At 60.6% G+C, this 20,340-nt stretch carries 20 protein-coding genes and 1 pseudogene; 11 read left to right on the forward strand and 10 right to left on the reverse strand.

The genetic code is table 11. The features are described 5' to 3' along the window. Positions 1-36: 36 nt before the first annotated feature. Both ASD95_RS00375 and ASD95_RS00380 read right to left on the reverse strand, forming a co-directional pair. Positions 37-804, reverse strand: coding sequence for a TerC family protein (locus tag ASD95_RS00375; protein ID WP_056726746.1), 768 nt, complete (start codon positions 802-804; stop codon positions 37-39). A gap of 85 nt (positions 805-889) precedes the next feature. Continuing rightward, complete coding sequence (locus ASD95_RS00380) at positions 890-2,197, reverse strand: CitMHS family transporter (protein ID WP_056726747.1); 1,308 nt, start codon at positions 2,195-2,197, stop codon at positions 890-892. Between the two features lie 432 nt (positions 2,198-2,629). On the opposite strand from ASD95_RS00380, the gene ASD95_RS00385 reads away from it, so the two are divergent. Further along, entirely contained in the window at positions 2,630-3,031 is a 402-nt protein-coding gene (locus tag ASD95_RS00385) for a GFA family protein (RefSeq protein WP_056726748.1), read from the forward strand. Here ASD95_RS00385 and ASD95_RS00390 read toward each other — a convergent pair whose 3' ends face one another. Further along, a complete protein-coding gene (locus ASD95_RS00390; protein WP_056726749.1) occupies positions 3,032-3,358 on the reverse strand; it encodes a DOPA 4,5-dioxygenase family protein in 327 nt (108 codons plus the stop codon). It abuts the gene before it with no gap. Positions 3,359-3,444: 86 nt separating this feature from the next. Between ASD95_RS00390 and ASD95_RS00395 the strand changes: the two genes are divergently transcribed. After that, positions 3,445-4,107, forward strand: coding sequence for an NAD(P)-dependent oxidoreductase (locus ASD95_RS00395; protein WP_056726750.1), 663 nt, complete (start codon positions 3,445-3,447; stop codon positions 4,105-4,107). Here the strand turns inward: ASD95_RS00395 and ASD95_RS00400 are convergent. After that, on the reverse strand, positions 4,104-5,054 hold the full coding sequence (locus ASD95_RS00400; protein ID WP_056726751.1) for a choline sulfate utilization transcriptional regulator: 951 nt from the start codon (positions 5,052-5,054) through the stop codon (positions 4,104-4,106). The genes ASD95_RS00395 and ASD95_RS00400 overlap by 4 nt on opposite strands. A 114-nt stretch (positions 5,055-5,168) precedes the next feature. Between ASD95_RS00400 and betC the strand changes: the two genes are divergently transcribed. The 3 genes from betC to ASD95_RS00415 all read left to right on the forward strand — a co-directional run bounded on the left by betC (position 5,169) and on the right by ASD95_RS00415 (position 9,380). Further along, entirely contained in the window at positions 5,169-6,683 is a 1,515-nt protein-coding gene (gene betC, locus ASD95_RS00405; RefSeq protein WP_056726752.1) for a choline-sulfatase, read from the forward strand. A 16-nt stretch (positions 6,684-6,699) separates the two neighbouring features. Continuing rightward, the gene (choX, locus tag ASD95_RS00410) at positions 6,700-7,620 is read left to right on the forward strand and encodes a choline ABC transporter substrate-binding protein (protein WP_056726753.1); all 921 of its coding nucleotides are present in this window, start codon (positions 6,700-6,702) and stop codon (positions 7,618-7,620) included. Positions 7,621-7,811: 191 nt separating this feature from the next. Further along, positions 7,812-9,380, forward strand: coding sequence for a SulP family inorganic anion transporter (locus ASD95_RS00415; protein WP_056726754.1), 1,569 nt, complete (start codon positions 7,812-7,814; stop codon positions 9,378-9,380). A 78-nt stretch (positions 9,381-9,458) separates the two neighbouring features. Here ASD95_RS00415 and aroE read toward each other — a convergent pair whose 3' ends face one another. After that, positions 9,459-10,280: a shikimate dehydrogenase gene (gene aroE, locus ASD95_RS00420; RefSeq protein ID WP_056726755.1), complete on the reverse strand. Its 822-nt coding sequence runs from the start codon at positions 10,278-10,280 to the stop codon at positions 9,459-9,461. Positions 10,281-10,293: 13 nt separating this feature from the next. Further along, positions 10,294-11,208, reverse strand: coding sequence for an oxygen-dependent coproporphyrinogen oxidase (gene hemF / locus ASD95_RS00425; RefSeq protein WP_056727025.1), 915 nt, complete (start codon positions 11,206-11,208; stop codon positions 10,294-10,296). A gap of 163 nt (positions 11,209-11,371) precedes the next feature. On the opposite strand from hemF, the gene ASD95_RS00430 reads away from it, so the two are divergent. Continuing rightward, positions 11,372-12,349 carry an NADPH:quinone reductase gene (locus tag ASD95_RS00430; RefSeq protein WP_056726756.1) on the forward strand — a complete coding sequence of 326 codons (978 nt, stop codon included), beginning with the start codon at positions 11,372-11,374 and terminating at the stop codon, positions 12,347-12,349. Between the two features lie 151 nt (positions 12,350-12,500). Here ASD95_RS00430 and ASD95_RS00435 read toward each other — a convergent pair whose 3' ends face one another. The 3 genes and pseudogenes from ASD95_RS00435 to ASD95_RS00445 all read right to left on the reverse strand — a co-directional run. After that, positions 12,501-13,058: an L-threonylcarbamoyladenylate synthase gene (locus ASD95_RS00435; RefSeq protein ID WP_056726757.1), complete on the reverse strand. Its 558-nt coding sequence runs from the start codon at positions 13,056-13,058 to the stop codon at positions 12,501-12,503. Positions 13,059-13,112: 54 nt separating this feature from the next. Further along, positions 13,113-14,219: a DNA-processing protein DprA gene (gene dprA / locus ASD95_RS00440; protein ID WP_056726758.1), complete on the reverse strand. Its 1,107-nt coding sequence runs from the start codon at positions 14,217-14,219 to the stop codon at positions 13,113-13,115. Between the two features lie 81 nt (positions 14,220-14,300). After that, positions 14,301-15,041: pseudogene (locus ASD95_RS00445) on the reverse strand (peptidoglycan-binding protein); the annotation flags it as partial. A gap of 268 nt (positions 15,042-15,309) precedes the next feature. On the opposite strand from ASD95_RS00445, the gene def reads away from it, so the two are divergent. The 5 genes from def (at position 15,310) to ASD95_RS00470 (ending at position 20,043) form a co-directional block, all read left to right on the forward strand. Continuing rightward, positions 15,310-15,816, forward strand: a complete 507-nt coding sequence (gene def, locus ASD95_RS00450) for a peptide deformylase (RefSeq protein WP_056726760.1) — start codon at positions 15,310-15,312, stop codon at positions 15,814-15,816. A 69-nt stretch (positions 15,817-15,885) separates the two neighbouring features. After that, entirely contained in the window at positions 15,886-16,845 is a 960-nt protein-coding gene (gene fmt / locus ASD95_RS00455; protein WP_056726761.1) for a methionyl-tRNA formyltransferase, read from the forward strand. Next, positions 16,842-18,152: a 16S rRNA (cytosine(967)-C(5))-methyltransferase RsmB gene (rsmB, locus tag ASD95_RS00460; RefSeq protein ID WP_056726762.1), complete on the forward strand. Its 1,311-nt coding sequence runs from the start codon at positions 16,842-16,844 to the stop codon at positions 18,150-18,152. Before fmt ends, rsmB begins: the two co-directional genes overlap by 4 nt. Positions 18,153-18,174: 22 nt before the next feature. Beyond that, positions 18,175-19,551, forward strand: a complete 1,377-nt coding sequence (gene trkA, locus ASD95_RS00465; protein ID WP_056726763.1) for a Trk system potassium transporter TrkA — start codon at positions 18,175-18,177, stop codon at positions 19,549-19,551. A gap of 174 nt (positions 19,552-19,725) precedes the next feature. Next, positions 19,726-20,043: a tetratricopeptide repeat protein gene (locus ASD95_RS00470; RefSeq protein ID WP_177336489.1), complete on the forward strand. Its 318-nt coding sequence runs from the start codon at positions 19,726-19,728 to the stop codon at positions 20,041-20,043. Here ASD95_RS00470 and ASD95_RS00475 read toward each other — a convergent pair whose 3' ends face one another. After that, entirely contained in the window at positions 20,044-20,283 is a 240-nt protein-coding gene (locus tag ASD95_RS00475; RefSeq protein WP_056726765.1) for a PilZ domain-containing protein, read from the reverse strand. Positions 20,284-20,340 lie beyond the last annotated feature (57 nt).

Consider the following 20,340-nt stretch of genomic DNA (forward strand, 5'->3'; position numbering starts at 1 on the left):
CAGGCTCGCTCCCACAGGGTGTTGCGTACTACCGGGTTACTGGCCCGGAATATCTTTGCGCAGCTTTACCGGATCCTGCTGTTTCTTCTTTTTCGCGATGGCAGTGCGCATCCTGATGTTGATCGCTTCCACCGCCAGCGAGAACGCCATGGCGAAGTAGACGTAGCCTTTTGGCACGTGCACGTCCAGGGATTCGGCAATCAGCACCGTACCGACGATCAACAGGAACGACAGCGCCAGCATCTTCAGCGATGGATGCTTGTCGATAAACTCACTGATGGTGCCGGATGCCCACATCATCACCAGTACCGCCACGATGATTGCCGCGACCATGACCGGTACGTGGGAGACCATGCCAACGGCGGTGATCACCGAGTCCAGGGAGAACACGATGTCGATGATCGCGATCTGGATGATGGTGTAGAGGAAGTTTCCGCCCTTGCCCGAAGGTTCGTCGTTGCTTTCATCTTCACCTTCCAGCGCGTGGTACATCTCTTGCGAGCTTTTCCACAGCAGGAACAGACCACCGAAGAACAGGATCAGGTCGCGTCCGGAAATACCCTGGCCGAATACGACGAACAGGTCCGCCGTGAGGCGCATGACCCAGGTGATCGACAGCAGAAGCAGGATTCGCGTGATCATGGCCAGCGCCAGACCGAAAATCCGGGTGCGTGCCTGCATGTGCTTGGGCATGCGGCTGACCAGGATCGAAATCATGATGATGTTATCGATACCCAGGACGATTTCCAGGGCGGTCAGGGTGAAGAAGGCAACCCAGATTTCAGGGTTGGTCAGCCATTCCATGTGTATTCCTTTGAGCGATTGTTAAACCACAACGGGCCCGGGCTTCAAACAGCGAAGCCTGGACCCGAAGTGGTGAGTCTTGGGCTTATAGAGTGCTGAACACCGGGAAAGTCCCCAACAGCAGTGCAGCAATCAGTATGCAGATACAAACCAGCACTGCCCACTTCAGGGTGAAGCGCTGGTGGTCACCGAAATCGATGCCTGCCAGGGCCACCAACAGGTAGGTCGATGGAACCAGCGGGCTCAACAGATGGACGGGCTGACCGACGATCGAGGCACGTGCCATTTCCACGGCGGTTATACCGTAATGGCTGGCGGCTTCGGCAAGAACCGGTAACACGCCGTAATAAAATGCATCGTTCGACATGAAGAAAGTGAACGGCATGCTTACCAGTGCCGTGATCACCGCCAGGTACGGGCCGAGGAAGTCCGGAATCACCGCCAACAGGCTTTTCGACATGGCGTCGACCATCCCGGTGCCGGTCAGGATACCGGTGAAGATACCGGCCGCAAAGATCAACCCGACCACCGCCAGCACGCTACCGGCGTGGGCCGCGACACGATCCTTCTGTTGTTGCAGGCAAGGATAGTTGACGATCATGGCGATACTGAACGCCACCATGAACAGCACCGGCAACGGCAGCAGGCCACCGATCAGGGTGCCCATCAGGGCCAGGGTCAGGGCGCCGTTGAACCAGATCAGCTTCGGACGACGGGCATCCGGGAACTGCGAAACGCTGATTTCGCTGTGATCGATTTCATCGCCAACCAGGTGCAGTTCACCCAGGCGTGCACGCTCACGCTTGCCGTAGAAGTAGGCAATGACCAGGATCGCCACTACACCAGCCAGCATCGCAGGAATCATCGGTACGAAGATGTCGGACGGGTCCACATGCAACGCACTGGCAGCGCGAGCGGTCGGACCGCCCCATGGGGTCATGTTCATCACGCCACCGGCGAGGATGATCAGGCCGGCCATGATCCGCGGGCTCATGCCGATACGGCTGTAGAGCGGCAGCATGGCGGCCACGCAGATCATGTAAGTGGTCGCGCCGTCACCATCGAGGGAGACAACGAGCGCCAGAACGGCGGTGCCGACCGAAACTTTCAGCGGGTCGCCCTTGACCAGTTTGAGAATCTTGCGCACAGCCGGGTCGAACAGGCCGGAGTCAATCATCAGGGCGAAGTACAGGATAGCGAACATCAGCATCACGCCGGTCGGCGCAAGCTTGGTAATGCCCTCGAGCATCATCGGGCCGATCTTCGGCGAAAAACCGCCGAACAGGGCAAAGATGATTGGAATGATGATCAGGGCGATCAGCGCGGACAGGCGCTTGGTCATGATCAGGAACATGAACGTGATGACCATGGCGAAGCCAAGGAAAGTCAGCATGGGAATACTCCAGGCGTAGCGCGGCTAGGGAATGGGCGGATCGGGCGGGATCAGCGCAGAACGGGAAGCACGAGACGTACGGGCGGAGTAGCAGCGAAGCGGCGGATAGAAGAGGACATCAGAATCACCATTGTTGTTGTTAAATGGGCTGTGCGAGCGATAAAACGCTGGCATTGGCCAACCGGTCTGTTGCCGGTAGTGGGGGCGATCCTAATCGGGGAAGCTTTCAGCCAGCTTTCGCCAATGAAAGCAAGGACCGGATGTGCAACCGATCGTCGGATTGGGGCGGGGAGGTGAACCGAGTTACGGCCTTCGCGAGCAAGCCCGCTCCCACACTGGATCTGAGTCGTACACAAAACCAATGTGGGAGCGGGCTTGCTCCGGGCGGCGATCCGACGAAGACGTCGGTAACTACGCATCAGGAGGAATGCCATGAACAGAATTCACACCGGGGGCTGCCATTGCGGGCAACTGCGCTATCAATTCAGCGGGCCGCTGCACGATATCGCCCACTGCCATTGTTCGATTTGCCGACGGGTTAGCGGCGGCATCGTGACCACCTGGATCACCGTGCCGGTATCGGCCTTTCAATGGCTGGCCGGGACGCCGTCGCGCTATGATTCTTCATCCACCTGCGCGCGATATTTCTGCGGCCACTGCGGGGCGCAGCTGGCGCTGGTGACGCACCTGAGCCCGAAAAGCATCGACCTGACCATCGCCACCCTCGACCATCCAGAGCAAGCGCCGGCCGAGCGGCACATCTGGACCGACAGCCGCTTGCCGTGGCTGCATCTGGACGAACACCTGCCCGGTGAGGCCGGAGAAACACTCTGATCAAAAAACCGTCAGGTCCAACGGCCGAATAGCGCCCATCCAGATCGCGTGCTCGGTGTGGTCGAGCAGATCGTTGCCGGTGTCCGGGTGCAGAAACACCACCAGCCCCTTGCGGTTGAGCGCCAGCCACGGCAGCACGTCACCCAGCACCTGCGGCTCGAACGCCAACTGGCAGCTCCAGTCCGGGTGCGGACCGACCAGGCGCTCATGCACGCGGCCCATTTTCAGTGGAAACAATTGCGCCGCCTGCTCACACAAGGCCCGCGCCAGCCCGATTGTGCTGGCATCGAAATAAACGTGGGCGTGGTAACCCCTGATCTGCTGCATCTGAACCCCTCTGAAAACTGTTCGAACCCTTGCTGGTTCCTGCGGGTCAAACATCATACAGGCGCTGGAAAACAGGAAGCCCAGCCATGAAAAATGCCGAAACCCCCGTCGTGAAAGTGGTGCTTTATGGTGCCATGAGTAGCTTGGGCAGTGCGCTGATGGCTGAGATGCTGCGGCGCCAGCATGAAGTGATCGCAATTCTCGATGACCTCAATGCGCTGGCACCCCGTCCGGGGCTGCGCACCAAGACTGGCGACCTGTTCGACGCGCAACGGGTCAAGCAGAGTGTGGCCGGCAGCTCCGTGGTCATCTGCCTACTGGACGCTCCAGGTTTACCGTTCAGCAGCGAACACGTGGAAAAAACCATCGTACCGGGCCCGGTAGAGCAGGTGCTGGCAGTAGATGCGCTAATCGATGGCATGCAGGCAGCAAAAATCGCCCGATTGTTTCTGGTGGGTGATTTCGACGTGCTGGACGATCCGGAAACCGAGGACAGCTTGGAACGTCACGCCGCCGAGGAAATCCGCGAAGCACTGCAGAGCAGCCCTTTGCAGTGGACGATGGTTAACGAACCGCGCGGCATACCGGGACTGACCATCGAACATTTTGCCCAAATCGGGGGCAACCTCGAGCCGGGACTGGCCGAACCACTCGGACGACTGGCCCGCACCGCCGCGGGCATTGCCGATGAATTGCACTTGAACCTGCACATCCGAGAGCACGTCAACTTCATCGCCACCGACAGCTAAACCGCAATGGACGGCAGTGTCAGGCCGTTGAGTGATTGCGCACTGCTGGCCTGCTCTGCCATCAACCAATCCACAAACTGCTGGATCAACGCTCCGCGTCGTTTGCGCTGGGGCAACACCACGTAGTAACCCAGCCTCGACATCACCGTTTCGCCGATCGGTCGACACAACAACCCCTGCGTCAGTAAGTTATCCACAAGGTGGCGCCAGCCGATGGCAACGCCTTGGCCACCAATCGCCGCCTGAATCAGCAAGGTGTAATTGTCGAAGCGCAACTGCCCGGGTGCCGGGGGCGAAGTGATGCCCAGTTCGCGGAACACACCACTCCAGTCGAACCAGTTACTGCTGTGCTCCCCACGCAGGTGCAGCAACGGAAACTCCAGCAATGCGTGGGCCGGCAAGGGCAGGGGACGTTCGCTCAACAACTGCGGGCTGCACACCGGAAACACTTCTTCGCTGAACAGCCAATGGCTTTCACCCTGCTTGAAGCGGCCATCGCCGAACAGTACCGCCACATCGATATCGGTACGTAGCATGTTATGGCTGCGTTCACTGGTGACCAGGCTGACATCCACCTGCGGATTGGCCGCGTGAAAGCGGTGCAGACGCGGCATCAACCAATAGGCGGCGAAGGCAAAATCCGTGGCCACCTGCAGCACTTCATGCTGTTGCTGTGCGCTGATCGCGCTCAATCCTGCGTCGATATTCTGCAAACCTAGCTGAACCTGCTCGAAAAGGATCTGCCCGGCCTCAGTCAGTTCGATTCCACGGTAAATGCGATCGAACAGGCGTGTCGACAGTTGCTCTTCCAGGCGCTTGATCTGCTGGCTGATGGCCGGTTGCGTGGTGCCCAGCTCAACCGCCGCGGCGGTAAAACTTCGCTGACGGGCCGCCGCTTCGAAGGCACGAAGCAGATCCAGTGACAGGTCACCAAGGGCGTCATACATAAGCTGTGCTTATCCTAGTCATTGCCGCGCGTGGGCTTTACCGCAAGCTGTGAGGGTTTCATTCTCGAAACCAGCACTCTCGCATAAACATCCACTATGGAATGCCGCGATCACATGAAGCGCAAGAACATTCTTTTCATCATGGCCGATCAAATGGCTGCGCCAATGTTGCCGTTCTACGGCCCATCGCCCATCAAACTGCCTAATCTCAGCCGCCTCGCCGCACAAGGCGTGGTGTTCGACTCGGCTTATTGCAACAGCCCATTGTGCGCGCCCTCGCGCTTTACCCTCGTCAGCGGCCAGTTGCCGAGCAGGATCGGTGCCTACGACAACGCCGCCGATTTCCCCGCCGACGTACCGACCTACGCCCACTACCTGCGCCGCCTCGGCTACCGCACCGCCTTGTCGGGCAAGATGCATTTCTGCGGGCCAGACCAGCTGCATGGCTACGAAGAACGCCTGACCAGTGACATCTATCCGGCTGACTACGGCTGGGCAGTGAACTGGGATGAGCCGGACGTGCGCCCGACCTGGTACCACAACATGTCGTCGGTACTGCAAGCCGGCCCGTGCGTGCGCACCAATCAACTGGATTTCGACGAAGAGGTGGTGTTCAAGGCCCAGCAGTACCTGTTCGACCATATTCGCGAGGACGGCGACCAGCCGTTCTGCCTGACCGTTTCCATGACTCACCCACACGATCCGTACACGATTCCCAAGGCTTTCTGGGATTTGTACGACGATGCAGACATTCCGCTGCCTGTAACCCCGGACCCGCATGACCTCGACCCGCACTCGCAACGTCTGCTCAAGGTCTACGACCTGTGGGACAAGCCGCTGCCTGTGGATAAAATCCGCGACGCCCGCCGCGCCTATTTCGGCGCGTGCAGCTATATCGACAGCAACGTCGGCAAACTCCTGCAAACTCTCGAGGATACCGGGCTGATTGATGACACCATCATTGTGTTTTCCGGCGACCACGGCGACATGCTCGGCGAGCGCGGCCTCTGGTACAAAATGCACTGGTATGAAATGGCTGCTCGGGTGCCGCTGCTAGTCAGCGCACCAGGGCAGTTCGGTGCCAGCCGGGTCAGCGCCAGTGTTTCCACGGCGGACCTGTTGCCAACCTTCGTCGAACTGGCCGGCGGCTCGCTGGAACCGGGCTTGCCGCTGGACGGCCGCTCGCTGGTCCCGCACCTGCAAGGGCAGGGCGGTCACGACGAGGTGTTTGGCGAATACATGGCCGAAGGCACCGTCAGCCCGTTGATGATGATTCGCCGCGGTGCCTACAAATTCATCTACAGCGAAGACGACCCTTGCCTACTCTTCGACGTACAGAATGACCCTCGCGAACTGGAAGAACTCAGTCATTCGCCGCAACATCGCCAGTTGTTCGACGATTTTCTCGCCGAAGCGCGGGCCAAATGGAACATTCCGGCGATTCACCAGCAGGTGCTCGCCAGCCAGCGGCGCCGACGCTTCGTGGCCGAGGCGCTGACCCTCGGCAAGCTGAAGAGCTGGGATCACCAGCCACTGGTGGACGCCAGTCAGCAGTACATGCGCAACCACATCGACCTCGACGATCTGGAGCGTAAAGCACGTTATCCACAACCCTGCCAAAACCAATAATGTTAAGGGGAAGTCCATGCAAAGGTTATCCACAGTACTGACGGTCGGGCTCCTGGCTCTGGGCAGTGCATCGGCGTTTGCCGATCAGAGTTGCGAGACCGTGAAAATGGCCGACCCGGGCTGGAGCGATATCGCCGCGACCAATGCCATCACCGGGTTTCTGCTGGACGGTATGGGCTACAAGGCCAAGGTCGACACCCTCGCGGTGCCGATCACCTTTGGCGGGCTGAAGGATGGCCAGGTCGATGTATTCCTGGGTAACTGGATGCCGGCGCAGCAGGGCTTCTATGACAAGTTCGTCGCCAACGGCGATGTCACGCAATTGGCGAAGAACCTCGACGGCACCGAATTCACCCTCGCTGTTCCGGACTACGTGTGGGACGCGGGTGTGCATAACTTTGCCGACCTGAACAAATACGCCGACAAGTTCGACCACAAGATCTACGGCATCGGCTCCGGTGCTCCAGCGAACATCTCCCTGCAAGAGATCATCAAGAAAAACGATTTCGACATGGGCCAGTGGAAACTGGTCGAGTCCAGCGAGCAGGCGATGCTGGCGGAAGTGTCCCGCGCGGTGAAAAAGCAGAAATTCGTGACCTTCCTCGGCTGGACGCCGCACCCGATGAACGTGCAGCTGAAAATGCACTATCTGAAGGGTGGCGAGAAATACTTCGGTGACACCGGCAGCGTGCATACCCTGACCCGCAAAGGTTATGCACAGGCCTGCCCGAACGTTGGCAAACTGCTGAGCAACCTGAGCTTCACCCAGGACATGGAGAACAGCATCATGGCCGAGGTGGTGAACAAGAAAGTCAGCAATGCCGACGCAGCCAAGGCGTGGATCAAGGCCAACCCGGCGGTGTTGGATAAATGGCTCGATGGAGTGAAGACCGTGGACGGCAAGGATGCGCTGCCAGCGGTCAAAGCGAAACTCTGATGATTACCTGTGGCGAGGGAGCTTGCTCCCGCTCGGCTGCGCAGCAGACGCAATCCGGTTACCTCGATGAGTCAGACACATCGTGATTGCCCTTTTGGGACCGCTACGCGGTCCAGCGGGAGCAAGCTCCCTCGCCACAATGATCGCGTTGTCCTGCTACCCTTGCGCAAAATCCCCAACCGAGAGGCCCCATGGCCCTGCCAAGCCGCCATTCACTCTTCCCCTTCCTCACCTGGCTGCCCCGGCAAACCCGCGCCAGTGTCGGTCGCGACCTGATCGTTGGCCTCAGCGGCGCGATTCTCGCGTTGCCGCAATCCATTGCCTACGCACTGATTGCCGGCCTGCCGCCGGAATACGGCCTGTACGCCGCAATCATCCCGGTGTTGATCGCTTGCCTGTGGGGCTCGTCGTGGCATTTGATCTGCGGTCCTACGGCGGCCATCTCCATTGTCTTGTACGCCAGCGTCAGTCCTCTGGCCGTTCCTGCGTCGCAGGACTACGTCATGTTGATCCTGTTGCTGACGTTTCTTGCCGGCCTCTTTCAGTGGATGCTGGGATTGCTGCGCTTTGGCGCACTGGTGAATTTCGTCTCGCATTCGGTGGTGCTCGGCTTCACCCTGGGTGCCGCCGTGGTGATTGCCATCGGTCAATTGCCTAACCTGCTGGGACTGGACTTGCCCAGTCAGGCTACCGCGCTGGATAGCTTCATCACCTTGTTGCGCCATCTCGGCGAAATGGACAAGCCTTCACTGGCACTGGGGCTGGCGACGGTGGTGGTGGGCGTGATCCTCAAGCTGCTGCTGCCACGCTGGCCGACGCTCTTGATCACCCTGGTTCTCGGCGGCTTGCTGGTTTGGCTCTGGCCATCAATGTTCGGCCATGTGCAACTGGTCAGCGCCTTTACCGGCAAACTGCCGCCCTTCAGTCCATTGCCGCTGGACCTTGATCTGATCCTGCGCCTGCTGCCCAGCGCGGTAGCGGTAGGAATGCTCGGGTTGGTCACCAGCCTGTCGATTGCCCGCTCGATCTCCGCACGTTCGCAGCAATTACTTGACGCGAACCAGGAAGTTCGTGCCCAAGGCCTGTCGAACATCGTCGGTGCGTTTTTTTCCGGATCACTGTCAGCCGGCTCCTTCACTCGCTCAGGCCTGAGCTATGAAGCGGGGGCCTGTTCGCCACTGGCCGGGATTTTTTCGGCATTGTGGGTGGCGCTGTTTGCGATCTTCGGCGCGAGCCTGATCGCGCACATCCCGATTCCGGCCATGGCCGGCAGCATTCTGTTGATCGCCTGGGGGCTGGTGGACCATCGCGGCATTCGCGCGTTGTTGCGGGTCAGCCGCGCCGAATTCGTGGTCATGGCGCTGACCTGCGTCGCCACCCTGCTGCTGGAATTGCAGACGGCAATCTACGCCGGTGTGCTGGCCTCGCTTTTTTTCTACCTCAAGCGCACATCGCAACCACGGGTGCAGCATGTGCGGGATGGCGAGGAAGACATTCTGCGGGTGGGCGGCTCGATCTTTTTCGGCGCCAGCCATTACCTGCAAGTGCGCCTGCAACGCATGCACGGCGCGCGCGTGGTGATCGAGGCGCAGCAGATCAACTTCATCGACTATTCAGGAGTGGAAATGCTGCACCAGGAAGCGCGGCGCCTGCTTCGCCAGGACCGCAGCCTGACCTTGCGCCGAGCCCGGCCGCAGGTGGTGGAAGAGTTGAGGAAGCTGGAAGGGGCACAGAAGTGCCCGATCCGGTTTGAAGATTAAAGAGATCGCTGCCTTCGGCAGCTCCTACGGGTTGTGTGATCACCAGTAGGAGCTGCCGAAGGCTGCGATCTTTTGACTTTAAAGGGCCAGTTGCCGGCGAAGCTCAGCCAATACCGGCGCTGTATCCGGGCGTACACCGCGCCACAGAAAGAAGGCCTCGGCTGCCTGCTCGGCCAGCATCCCCAAGCCATCCATCACCACTGCCGCGCCGTTTTCGCTGGCCCAGCGGCAGAACGAGGTCGGCTCCTTGCCGTACATCATGTCGTAGCACACCGTTTTGCCAGGCTCGATCAGGCTGGCAGCAATCGGTGGCACATCGCCGGTCAGGCTCGCCGACGTCGCGTTGATGATCAGGTCCACCGACTCCCGTAACCAGTCGTAGCCACTGGCCGAGACCGGCCCCAGATCGCAGAACAGTTCCGCCAGCAACTCGGCCTTTTCCACCGTGCGATTGGCGATGATCACCGATGCCGGCTGCTCGGCCAGCAACGGCTCCAAAGCACCGCGCACCGCGCCGCCAGCACCGAGCAGCAGGATGCGTTTGCCTTTGAGGCTGAACCCGGCATTGACCGTCAGGTCGCGCACCAGCCCGGCACCGTCGGTGTTGTCGCCCAGCAAACTGCCATCGGCCAGTTTGCTCAGGGTGTTCACCGCGCCCGCCCGCTGCGCCCGTGCCGTCAGGCTGTTCGCCAGCCGATAGGCTTCCTCCTTGAACGGCACCGTCACATTGGCGCCACGCCCTTCGAGGAAAAACGTCCGGGCACAGGTGGAAAAGTCGTCCAGTGGCGCCAGTAGCGTGTTGTAGTCCAGCTTCTGCGCGGTCTGCTCGGCGAACAAGCGATGGATCAACGGCGACTTGCTGTGGCCAATCGGGTTACCGAATACGACATAACGGTCCATCAGGATTCCTCGTTCAGGCTTCGGCCAACCAATCGCGGTCTTGCAGGAAGTACTCGGTCAGGCGCGCTTCTTCGCTGCCGGGCTCGGCCTTCCAGTCGTAGGCCCAGCGCACTTGCGGCGGCAGCGACATCAGGATCGACTCGGTACGTCCGCCCGATTGCAGGCCGAACAGCGTGCCACGGTCATAAACCAGGTTGAACTCGACATAGCGCCCACGGCGGAACTCCTGGAATTCCCGCTGTTTTTCGGTGAACGCATCGTTCTTGCGGCGCTGCACGATGGGCAGATAGGCGTCGATGTACGCATCACCGATGGCGCGCATGAAGGCGAAGCTGGTGTCGAAATCCCACTCGTTCAGGTCGTCGAAAAACAACCCGCCGATGCCACGCGGCTCGTGACGATGCTTGATGTGGAAGTAGCTGTCGCACCAGGCCTTGTAACGCGGGTAGACGTCCGGGCCGAACCGCGCACAGGCCTGCTCGGCGACACGGTGCCAGTGGATGCAGTCTTCTTCGTTGCCGTAATACGGGGTCAGGTCGAAGCCGCCGCCAAACCACCAGACCGGTTCTTCACCTTCTTTTTCCGCGATGAAAAAGCGCACGTTGGCGTGGGAAGTCGGCACGTGCGGGTTGTGCGGGTGAATCACCAGCGAAACGCCGAGGGCTTCGAAGCCACGGCCGGCCAGTTCCGGTCGATGAGCGCTGGCAGACGGTGGGAGACCGCTGCCGAAGACATGGGAAAAGTTGACGCCGCCCTTTTCAATCACCGCGCCGTTTTCTATCACGCGGGTGCGACCGCCACCGCCCGCCGGCCTGGTCCAGACGTCTTCGACGAATTGCGTGCCACCGTCTTCGGCCTCCAGAGCGGCGCAAATACGGTCTTGCAGGTCGAGCAGGTAGGCTTTTACGGCCTCGGTGCGGGTCGTCATGTCATCACCTTGAATCGGGCAAAACAACGCGGCGCTCCATTGGAGCTCAGCCTGCGCAAATGGGCGCGTAGCATACCATCGCAAGTCACCCCGCCGCAGTTGACGAAGATCAAGCTTAGGAGTCCGATAGGGAGCTTGGTAAAACGACCTATGGAGAGTTCTGATGGCAAAGCGTATCCAGTTCCGCGCCCATGGTGGCCCCGAAGTGCTCGAATATGTGGATTACCAGCCCGCCGAGCCAGGTCCGAAGGAAGTGCGCGTGACCAACAAGGCCATCGGCCTGAACTTCATCGACACCTATTACCGCAGTGGCCTGTACCCACCACCGTCCCTACCGTCGGGTGTCGGCTCGGAAGGTGCAGGCGTGGTCGAGGCGGTGGGCAGCGAAGTGAGCCGCTTCAAGATCGGCGATCGCGTCGCCTATGGCAGCGGCCCTCTGGGCGCCTACAGCGATCTTCACGTCTTGCCCGAGGCTAATCTGGTGAAACTGCCGGACGCCATCAGCTTCGAACAGGCCGCCGGCGTGATGCTCAAGGGCCTGACCGTGCAGTACCTGCTGCGTCAGACTTATGAACTCAAGGGTGGCGAAACCATCCTGTTCCATGCCGCGGCCGGCGGGGTCGGTTCCCTGGCCTGCCAATGGGCCAGAGCCTTGGGCGTCAAGTTGATCGGCACCGTCAGCTCGGCGGAGAAGGCCGCGCTGGCCAAGGCCAACGGCGCCTGGGCGACCATCGACTACAGCCATGAAAATGTCGCGCAACGCGTGCTGGAATTGACCGACGGCAAAAAAGTCCCGGTGGTGTACGACGGTGTTGGCAAGGACACCTGGCTGACTTCACTCGATAGCGTCGCGCCACGCGGGCTGGTGGTGAGTTTCGGCAATGCGTCCGGCGCGGTCGACGGTGTGAACCTGGGGATCCTGGCAGGGAAAGGCTCGCTGTACGTAACCCGGCCAACCCTGGGCACTTATGCGAACAACGCCGAGAACCTGCAACGCATGGCCGACGAGTTGTTCGAGATGATCATCGGCGGCAAGCTGACCGTGGACATCAGCCAGCGTTATCCACTGGCTGACGCGGCGAAGGCGCAGACCGAGTTGTCGGCGCGGCGCACGACGGGTTCGGTTGTTCTGCTGCCATAACCCTCTGTGGCGAGGGAGCTTGCTCCCGTTGGGCTGCGCAGCAGCCCTGCATTCGGCAACTGTGTAGTTTCAGTTATAACGCGCCTGCAGTTTTTGCGGGCGCTGCGCACCCGAACGGGAGCAAGCTCCCTCGCCACATGTCCATCCAGCTTTAGTCCGGACGCACAACCCTGCCGGTCGCCAGATCACGAATCACGCTCGGGTTCTTGCGCCCGCCCAAATTGCCACCCAGCACCAGATCCACCTGGCCACGGAAATACTGCTCGACGCGAATCCGCGTACGCGCCGCCGGACGTCCCTGCGGGTTGGCCGACGTCGACACCAGCGGCCCGACCAGCGCGCACAAATCCCGCACCTGAGGGTGATCGCTGACCCGCAGCGCCACGGTTTCATGCACGCCGGTAATCCACTCCGGCAACAGGTTCTGGTGCGGCACCAGCCAGGTGTTCGGACCCGGCCAGGTGCTGGCCATGCGGTCCATCCACAATTCGGGGAAGTCTTCGAAAAGGAAATCGAACTGACGGATGTTGTCGGCGACCAGAATCAGCCCCTTGTCCACAGACCGGCCCTTGATCAGCAGCAGACGTTCCACCGCTTCCTCATCCCAGGGGTCGCAACCCAGGCCCCAGACTGCTTCGGTTGGGTAGGCAATCACCGCCCCGGCGCGAATTGCTTGCGCGGCTTGTTGCACACGCCAACTGTTGACCATGAAAAACACTCCAGAATTAGGCTCTGCGCAGTTTACCGATCTTGTTTATAAAACCTAGCTCACCCGCGCAAACCAGCGCCCGCTTTCGCACACGGCGCGGCCATCCATTTCCAGTTCCGTCAGCGCCGCCAGCACTTTCGGCAGGGCCCAGCCGCTTGCGTCGGCCAGCGCTTCACTGGTGTGAGGCGCGGCATGCAGCAGCTTCAGCAGTGGGTGAGTCGTTGCAGGGATGCAGGTTTCTGTGGATAACGACAGTCGTTGCCAGCCGCGCAAGGCTTCGAGGATATGTTCGATAGTTTCCACCAGCACCGCACCGTCCCGAATCAACTGATGACAGCCGCGGGCACCGGGGTGATGGATCGATCCAGGCATCGCAAACACCTCGCGCCCCTGTTCCGCCGCCAGCCTCGCGGTGATCAGAGAACCGCTGGCGACACTGGCTTCGACCACCAGCACCCCGAGAGACAAACCACTGATGATCCGGTTGCGCCGGGGGAAGTTGCCGGCGCTGGGGCCTGCATCCAGTGGAAACTCCGAAAGCACTGCGCTGCCCGACGCGATCATGGCGTCCGCCAGACGTCTGTTTCGCTGTGGATAAAACTTCTCGAGCCCCGTGCCGAGCACACCAACTGTTTGCCCACCGACGTCGAGCGCGGCCTGGTGCGCGGCGGCGTCAATGCCCAGGGCCAGGCCGCTGGTAATGACAAAACCGGCACCGGCCAGGCTGCGGGAAAACGCGGCAGCGGTGTCCATTCCTGGCCGGGACGCGCGACGGCTGCCGACCATCGCCAGTTGTGGTTTTTCCAGAATGCCCGGATCGCCCGCGACAAATAACAGCGGCGGTGCATCGCTGATTTGTGCCAGCAGTGCCGGATAGTCCGGTTGGTCCCACATCAGTAAATGCTGGGCCGGATGCTCCAGCCAGGCCAATGCATGACTGGCGCCGTCACGGATCTCGGTGCTACGCCTGGCCTCGGAACAGGCCAGTGGCAAACCCAGCGCGCGCCAGGCACTGGCCGGTGCGCTGATCGCTTTTGACGCCGAGCCAAAGGCTTCAAGCAGCTTCTTGAAACGTGCCGGACCGAGTTCCGGCAAGCGGTGCAGACGTAATCGAGCTTCCAGTTCCGCGGGGGAAACCGGTGTAACAGTAGGCAGCGACATGGATCATCCTTGATCGTAATAAGCACCCGTACAAACGGGAATAAGCTGTGGATAACTCTGTTGGTAACTTGTGAAGCACTCTTACGGATTTCGCACCTTGTCCATCACCGACAGCGAGCGCGAAGCGCTGAGCACCAGCCCATAGCTGAGCTTGTCGTAGGTACGGAAAACCATCAGCAGACCAGCGCGCTCATCGGGAATTTTCAACGGCTGACCGGTTATCCGGTCGCGCACGGTTTCGCCGGTCTTCATCACCGCCAGCAGATTGCCTTCGGCCAGGCCGTCGCGCTGCCCCTTGTTCAGTGTTACCACGTCCAACTCGCCGATCTGCGTGACCCCACGCGGCACATCGATGATCAAACCGTTGATTTCGTGGCTCGGTGTGCTGGGCGTAAAGGTCGAGTTGATCGCGCGCTCCTCACCGCCGAACAAGCGATCGCCGAGGCGGACCTCCTGGGTTGTGCGTTGCAACTCCAGGGTGGCGACCTCACCTTCGATGGCCACGACCTCGCCGCCGCCGATGTCATCGGCGTTGATCCCCAGGATTTCCTTGCTCTGCGGATCGGTGTAGACCTTGCCTTGGCGGAAAATGCCGTACGCCGGTTGCGCCGGATCGAAATGGCCGCGGGCAAAAATGCGGTCACCCGCGCCACTGAGCACGCGCTCGGCATCGCCTGCGACGATGTAGGGCGCCTTGTCGAAATCCTCGGCCTTGTCGACGATGCGGTTGCTCAGCAAAAAGCTGTTGATCGATTTCAGCGCAATGCCGGGGATAGCCTCGGTTACCGGGCTGCTACGCACCTGAGGCGACAGCTTTATGGTGGGAATATCTTCCCGAAGTTGCACTTGCCCGTAGGCCAGACCGGCCGAGGCCAGTAGCAGCAGGGCGAGTAGTGATTTCCTCATGCGGTGAATCCCTTTATTATGTGCGTTCGCGTGAAACGCCAGAGCCATCAGAGGCTCGCTCCCTGCTTGCTTATCAAGACTTGCTTGTCAACAAAAGGGAGCTACGTTTTACAACGGTAGCCTGCATCTTCGGACTGCCAGGCCATCGACCCGACCTTACTTCACACGTGCACTAATCAAGCTTATGGCCATTTTAAACATCCTCGAATTCCCTGATCCGCGTCTGCGCACTATCGCCAAACCAGTGGCCGTAGTGGACGACGAAGTGCGTCAGTTGGTCGACGACATGTTTGAAACAATGTATGAAGCGCCTGGCATCGGCCTCGCCGCTACCCAGGTCAACGTGCACAAACGTATCGTCGTGATGGACCTCTCCGAAGACCGCAGCGAACCGCGAGTGTTCATCAACCCCGAATTCGAACCCCTGACCGACGAGATGGAGCAATACCAGGAAGGCTGCCTTTCGGTACCGGGCTTCTACGAAAACGTCGATCGCCCGCAAAGGGTCAAGGTCAAGGCGCTGGACCGCGATGGCCAACCCTACGAACTGATCGCCGAAGGCCTGCTCGCGGTGTGCATCCAGCATGAATGCGACCACCTCAACGGCAAATTGTTCGTTGATTACCTGTCGACGCTCAAACGCGACCGCATCAAGAAGAAGCTGGAAAAACAGCATCGCCAAAACGCTTGATGCCCTCCTTCAAAGGCTTGCCGCGGCAAGCCTTTTTCTTTTCAAGATGCTTTGCAATAGAGAACACCCATGACTGAGCCACTGCGCATCGTCTTTGCCGGCACCCCCGAATTCGCCGCCGAACACCTCAAGGCCCTGCTCGACAGCCCTTACGAGATCGTCGCGGTCTACACCCAACCGGATCGTCCGGCCGGTCGCGGGCAAAAACTGATGCCAAGCCCGGTCAAGCAACTGGCGCTGGAGAACAATATCCCGGTGCTGCAACCGCCGACCCTGCGCAACGAAGATGCCCAGGCGGAACTGGCCGCGCTCAAGCCGGACTTGATGGTGGTGGTCGCCTACGGCCTGATCCTGCCGCAAGTGGTGCTGGATATTCCGCGCCTGGGTTGCATCAACAGTCACGCCTCGCTGCTGCCGCGCTGGCGTGGTGCGGCGCCGATCCAGCGCGCCGTGGAAGCGGGGGACGCCGAAAGCGGCGTGACCGTAATGCGCATGGAAGCCGGCCTCGATACCGGGCCGATGCTGCTCAAGATCGCCACGCCGATCAGCGCCGAAGACACCGGTGGCAGCCTGCATGATCGTCTGGCCGAAATGGGCCCGCCGGCCGTGGTCCAGGCGATTGCCGGCCTCGCCGCCGCAACACTGGAGGGCGAAGTGCAGGACGACAGCCTGGCCACCTATGCGCATAAATTGAACAAGGACGAAGCACGCATCGACTGGAGTCGCCCGGCGGTTGAGCTGGAGCGTCTGGTGCGTGCCTTCAACCCGTGGCCGATCACCCACAGCACCTTGAACGGCGAAGCCCTGAAAGTGCTGGCCGCAAATCTGGCTGAAGGCAAAGGCGCCCCGGGTGAAATCCTTAGCGCCAGCAAGGACGGTCTGATCGTCGCCTGCGGCGAGCAGGCCTTGTGCCTGACCCGTCTGCAATTGCCCGGCGGCAAGGTGCTGAACTTCAGTGACCTGTTCAACAGCCGCCGTGAGAAATTCGCCACCGGAACGATCCTCGGTCAAGCGGCGGACGCTCAATGAATCCGCGTCTGGCCGCCGCCAAGGCACTCGCCGCAGTCCTGAGCGGCAAAGCCTCGCTCAACAGTTCGCTGCCAACACAAATGGACAAGGTCGACGACCGTGATCGCGGCTTCACCCAGGACCTGGCATTCGGCACCGCACGCTGGCAGCCACGCTTGTCCGCGCTGGCGGCCAAACTGTTGCAGAAGCCGTTCAAGGCAGCCGACGCCGATGTCGAAGCGTTGCTGTTGGTCGGTCTCTATCAATTGCTCTACACCCGCGTCCCGGCCCACGCCGCCATCGGCGAAACCGTCGGTTGCGCCGACAAGCTGAAAAAGCCTTGGGCCAAGGCATTGCTCAACGCTGTGCTACGCAATGCTCAGCGCGAAAGCGAAACGATTTTCGCCGAGCTGGAACGTGATCCGGTGGTGCGCACCGCCCACCCGCGCTGGTTGCAGAAATCCCTGAAGGCGTTCTGGCCCGAGCAATGGGAAGCCATTTGCGCCGCCAACAATGCGCATCCGCCGATGATTCTGCGGGTCAACCGTCGTCATCACAGCCGTGATGCCTATCTCGGATTGTTGACCGACGCCGGTATCGCCGCGACGCCATGCATTTATAGCCGCGATGGCATCGTGCTCGAAGCCGCCACCGACGTGCGCGGCCTGCCAGGCTTCGCCGAGGGCTGGATCAGCGTGCAGGACGAGGCCGCGCAACTGGCTGCCGATCTGCTCGACCTCGCGCCAGGCCAACGGGTGCTGGACGCCTGCTGCGCACCGGGCGGCAAGACCTGCCACATCCTCGAAGCCGAGCCAAAACTGGCCGGCGTCGTGGCCGTAGACCTTGAAGCCAAGCGACTGATACGGGTGCGGGAAAACCTCGAACGCCTGAAACTGAGCGCCGAACTGATTGCCGCCGACGGTCGCGACACTCAGGCGTGGTGGGACGGCAAGCCGTTCCAGCGCATCCTGCTGGACGCGCCATGCTCGGCCACCGGCGTGATTCGTCGTCACCCGGACATCAAGCTGACCCGCCAACCCGACGACATCGCCGCGCTGGCGCTGCTGCAGGGCGAGTTGCTCGATGCCATGTGGAAAACCCTGGAAGTCGGGGGCATCCTGCTGTACGCCACCTGTTCCACGCTGCCGACCGAAAACACCGAAGTCATCGAAGCCTTCCTCGCCCGAACGCCGGGTGCCCGGGAACTGGACCTCGCCACGGCGGCCGGCATCAAGCAGCCCCATGGTCGCCAGTTGCTGGCCCAGGAAGGTGGCCACGATGGTTTCTACTACGCCAAGCTGATCAAGATCGCCGCCGCTCGCGGTTAAATGGATTCAATGGAGTGACTGGATGAAAATCATCATCCTTGGTGCAGGGCAGGTCGGCGGTTCGCTGGCCGAACACCTGGCCAGTGAAGCCAACGACATTACTGTGGTCGACACCGATGGCGAGCGCCTGCGCGACCTTGGTGACCGCCTGGACATCCGCACGGTACAAGGTCGTGGCTCATTCCCGACCGTGTTGCGCCAAGCCGGAGCGGATGACGCCGACATGCTGGTCGCGGTGACCAACAGCGACGAAACCAACATGGTCGCCTGCCAGGTCGCCCATACCCTGTTCCACACCCCGACCAAGATCGCCCGGGTTCGCGAAGCCGCGTACCTGACCCGCGAAGAGCAGCTGTTCCAGAACGAAGCGATTCCGGTGGACGTTCTGATCAGCCCGGAACAAGTGGTCACCAACTATATAAAGCGCCTGATCCAGCACCCCGGCGCCTTGCAGGTGATCGACTTCGCCGAAGGCAAGGCGCAACTGGTGGCGGTACGGGCGTACTACGGCGGGCCGCTGGTGGGCCAGCAACTGCGGCAGTTGCGTGAACACATGCCGAACGTGGAAACCCGCGTCGCGGCGATTTTCCGTCGTGACCGGCCGATCCTGCCCCAGGGCGACACGGTGATCGAGGCCGACGACGAGGTGTTTTTCATCGCCGCCAAGGCGAATATTCGCGCGGTGATGAGCGAAATGCGCCGTCTCGACGAAACCTATAAACGCATCGTCATCGCCGGTGGCGGGCAGATTGGCGAGCGTCTGGCCGAGGCCATCGAAAGCCGTTATCAGGTGAAAATCATCGAGATGAACCCGGCGCGCTGCCGTCATCTCTCCGACACACTGGACAGCACGGTAGTGTTGCAGGGCAGTGCTTCAGACCGCGACCTGCTGATGGAAGAGAACATCGCCGACGCCGACCTGTTCCTGGCGCTGACCAACGACGACGAAGCCAACATCATGTCATCGTTGCTGGCCAAGCGACTGGGCGCGAAGAAGGTGATGACCATCATCAACAACCCGGCCTATGTCGATCTGATCCAGGGCGGCGACATCGACATCGCCATCAGCCCGCAACTGGCGACCATCGGCACCTTGCTGGCCCACGTGCGCCGAGGCGACATCGTCAGCGTGCACTCACTGCGCCGGGGTGCGGCGGAGGCCATCGAGGCAATTGCCCATGGCGATGCGAAATCGAGCAAGGTGATCGGCAAGGCCATCGAGAACATCGGCCTGCCGCCAGGCACCACCATCGGTGCGATTATCCGCGACGAAGAAGTGATCATCGCCCACGACAACACCGTGATCGAAGCGGGCGACCATGTGATTCTGTTCCTTGTGGATAAAAAGCATATTCGCGATGTGGAGAAGCTGTTTCATGTGGGGTTGAGCTTCTTCTGATCCGGATTTTTCGGCGATCAGACTGGCCTCATCGCGAGCAAGCTCGCTCCCACAGGGTTCTCGGTCGTACACAGCATTTGTGTTTCTGAAGATCAACTGTGGGAGCGAGCTTGCTCGCGATAGCGGACTTCCAGATACCGGATATTTTCCTGACACACCTCAAAAAGGAATCCACTGATGATCGAATCCCTGGAAAAAATGCTCGCCAAGGGTGTGGATAACTCATTGCTGCGCTTCGGCCTGGGCAAGGGCTATCTGGATCTGGGGGAAAACGCCAAGGCTGCGGAGCATTTCCAACGCTGCGTCGAATTCGATCCGAAGTATTCGGCGGCATGGAAACTACTGGGCAAGGCCCATCTGGCGCTGGCGGACTTTACGGCCGCGCGCCAAGCCTGGGAGCAAGGTCTGGAAGCCGCTCGCGCCCATGGCGACAAGCAGGCCGAAAAGGAAATGACGGTGTTCCTGAAGAAGCTCGAGCGTCAGGCGTACTGATCAGAGATAACGCAAACCGATTCCCTCGGCATCCACCTGCACTACTTCCATACGCACCCGCGGCGCGCCTGTGGGTAAGCCCTGCACCTGACCGTAAACCACCGCGCCTTTGGGCAAAGTCGACAACCCCGGATGCTTGACGTAAACGCCGGTGGTCGACAGGTTGCGCGTCTGCCCCAGGCAATCGCCAAAGCTTTCGTGACTGATCTTGATGCGGAATGACTTGCGGTGTTCGGACATCTTCTGCGCCCTTGAGTGAACGGTTGTGGATAACCCCGAGTCCAGGGTCATCCACAG

The organism is Pseudomonas sp. Root71, assembly GCF_001429045.1.
Lineage (GTDB): Bacteria > Pseudomonadota > Gammaproteobacteria > Pseudomonadales > Pseudomonadaceae > Aquipseudomonas > Aquipseudomonas monachiensis.

What these genes read in the sequence shown, in the direction of transcription:
- ASD95_RS00375 (WP_056726746.1), bottom strand. Translation starts at nt 804, where the DNA reads ATGGAATGGCTGACCAACCCTGAAATCTGGGTTGCCTTCTTCACCCTG.
- ASD95_RS00380 (WP_056726747.1), bottom strand. Translation starts at nt 2,197, where the DNA reads ATGCTGACTTTCCTTGGCTTCGCCATGGTCATCACGTTCATGTTCCTG.
- ASD95_RS00385 (WP_056726748.1), top strand. Translation starts at nt 2,630, where the DNA reads ATGAACAGAATTCACACCGGGGGCTGCCATTGCGGGCAACTGCGCTAT.
- ASD95_RS00390 (WP_056726749.1), bottom strand. Translation starts at nt 3,358, where the DNA reads ATGCAGCAGATCAGGGGTTACCACGCCCACGTTTATTTCGATGCCAGC.
- ASD95_RS00395 (WP_056726750.1), top strand. Translation starts at nt 3,445, where the DNA reads ATGAAAAATGCCGAAACCCCCGTCGTGAAAGTGGTGCTTTATGGTGCC.
- ASD95_RS00400 (WP_056726751.1), bottom strand. Translation starts at nt 5,054, where the DNA reads ATGTATGACGCCCTTGGTGACCTGTCACTGGATCTGCTTCGTGCCTTC.
- betC (WP_056726752.1), top strand. Translation starts at nt 5,169, where the DNA reads ATGAAGCGCAAGAACATTCTTTTCATCATGGCCGATCAAATGGCTGCG.
- choX (WP_056726753.1), top strand. Translation starts at nt 6,700, where the DNA reads ATGCAAAGGTTATCCACAGTACTGACGGTCGGGCTCCTGGCTCTGGGC.
- ASD95_RS00415 (WP_056726754.1), top strand. Translation starts at nt 7,812, where the DNA reads ATGGCCCTGCCAAGCCGCCATTCACTCTTCCCCTTCCTCACCTGGCTG.
- aroE (WP_056726755.1), bottom strand. Translation starts at nt 10,280, where the DNA reads ATGGACCGTTATGTCGTATTCGGTAACCCGATTGGCCACAGCAAGTCG.
- hemF (WP_056727025.1), bottom strand. Translation starts at nt 11,208, where the DNA reads ATGACGACCCGCACCGAGGCCGTAAAAGCCTACCTGCTCGACCTGCAA.
- ASD95_RS00430 (WP_056726756.1), top strand. Translation starts at nt 11,372, where the DNA reads ATGGCAAAGCGTATCCAGTTCCGCGCCCATGGTGGCCCCGAAGTGCTC.
- ASD95_RS00435 (WP_056726757.1), bottom strand. Translation starts at nt 13,058, where the DNA reads ATGGTCAACAGTTGGCGTGTGCAACAAGCCGCGCAAGCAATTCGCGCC.
- dprA (WP_056726758.1), bottom strand. Translation starts at nt 14,219, where the DNA reads ATGTCGCTGCCTACTGTTACACCGGTTTCCCCCGCGGAACTGGAAGCT.
- def (WP_056726760.1), top strand. Translation starts at nt 15,310, where the DNA reads ATGGCCATTTTAAACATCCTCGAATTCCCTGATCCGCGTCTGCGCACT.
- fmt (WP_056726761.1), top strand. Translation starts at nt 15,886, where the DNA reads ATGACTGAGCCACTGCGCATCGTCTTTGCCGGCACCCCCGAATTCGCC.
- rsmB (WP_056726762.1), top strand. Translation starts at nt 16,842, where the DNA reads ATGAATCCGCGTCTGGCCGCCGCCAAGGCACTCGCCGCAGTCCTGAGC.
- trkA (WP_056726763.1), top strand. Translation starts at nt 18,175, where the DNA reads ATGAAAATCATCATCCTTGGTGCAGGGCAGGTCGGCGGTTCGCTGGCC.
- ASD95_RS00475 (WP_056726765.1), bottom strand. Translation starts at nt 20,283, where the DNA reads ATGTCCGAACACCGCAAGTCATTCCGCATCAAGATCAGTCACGAAAGC.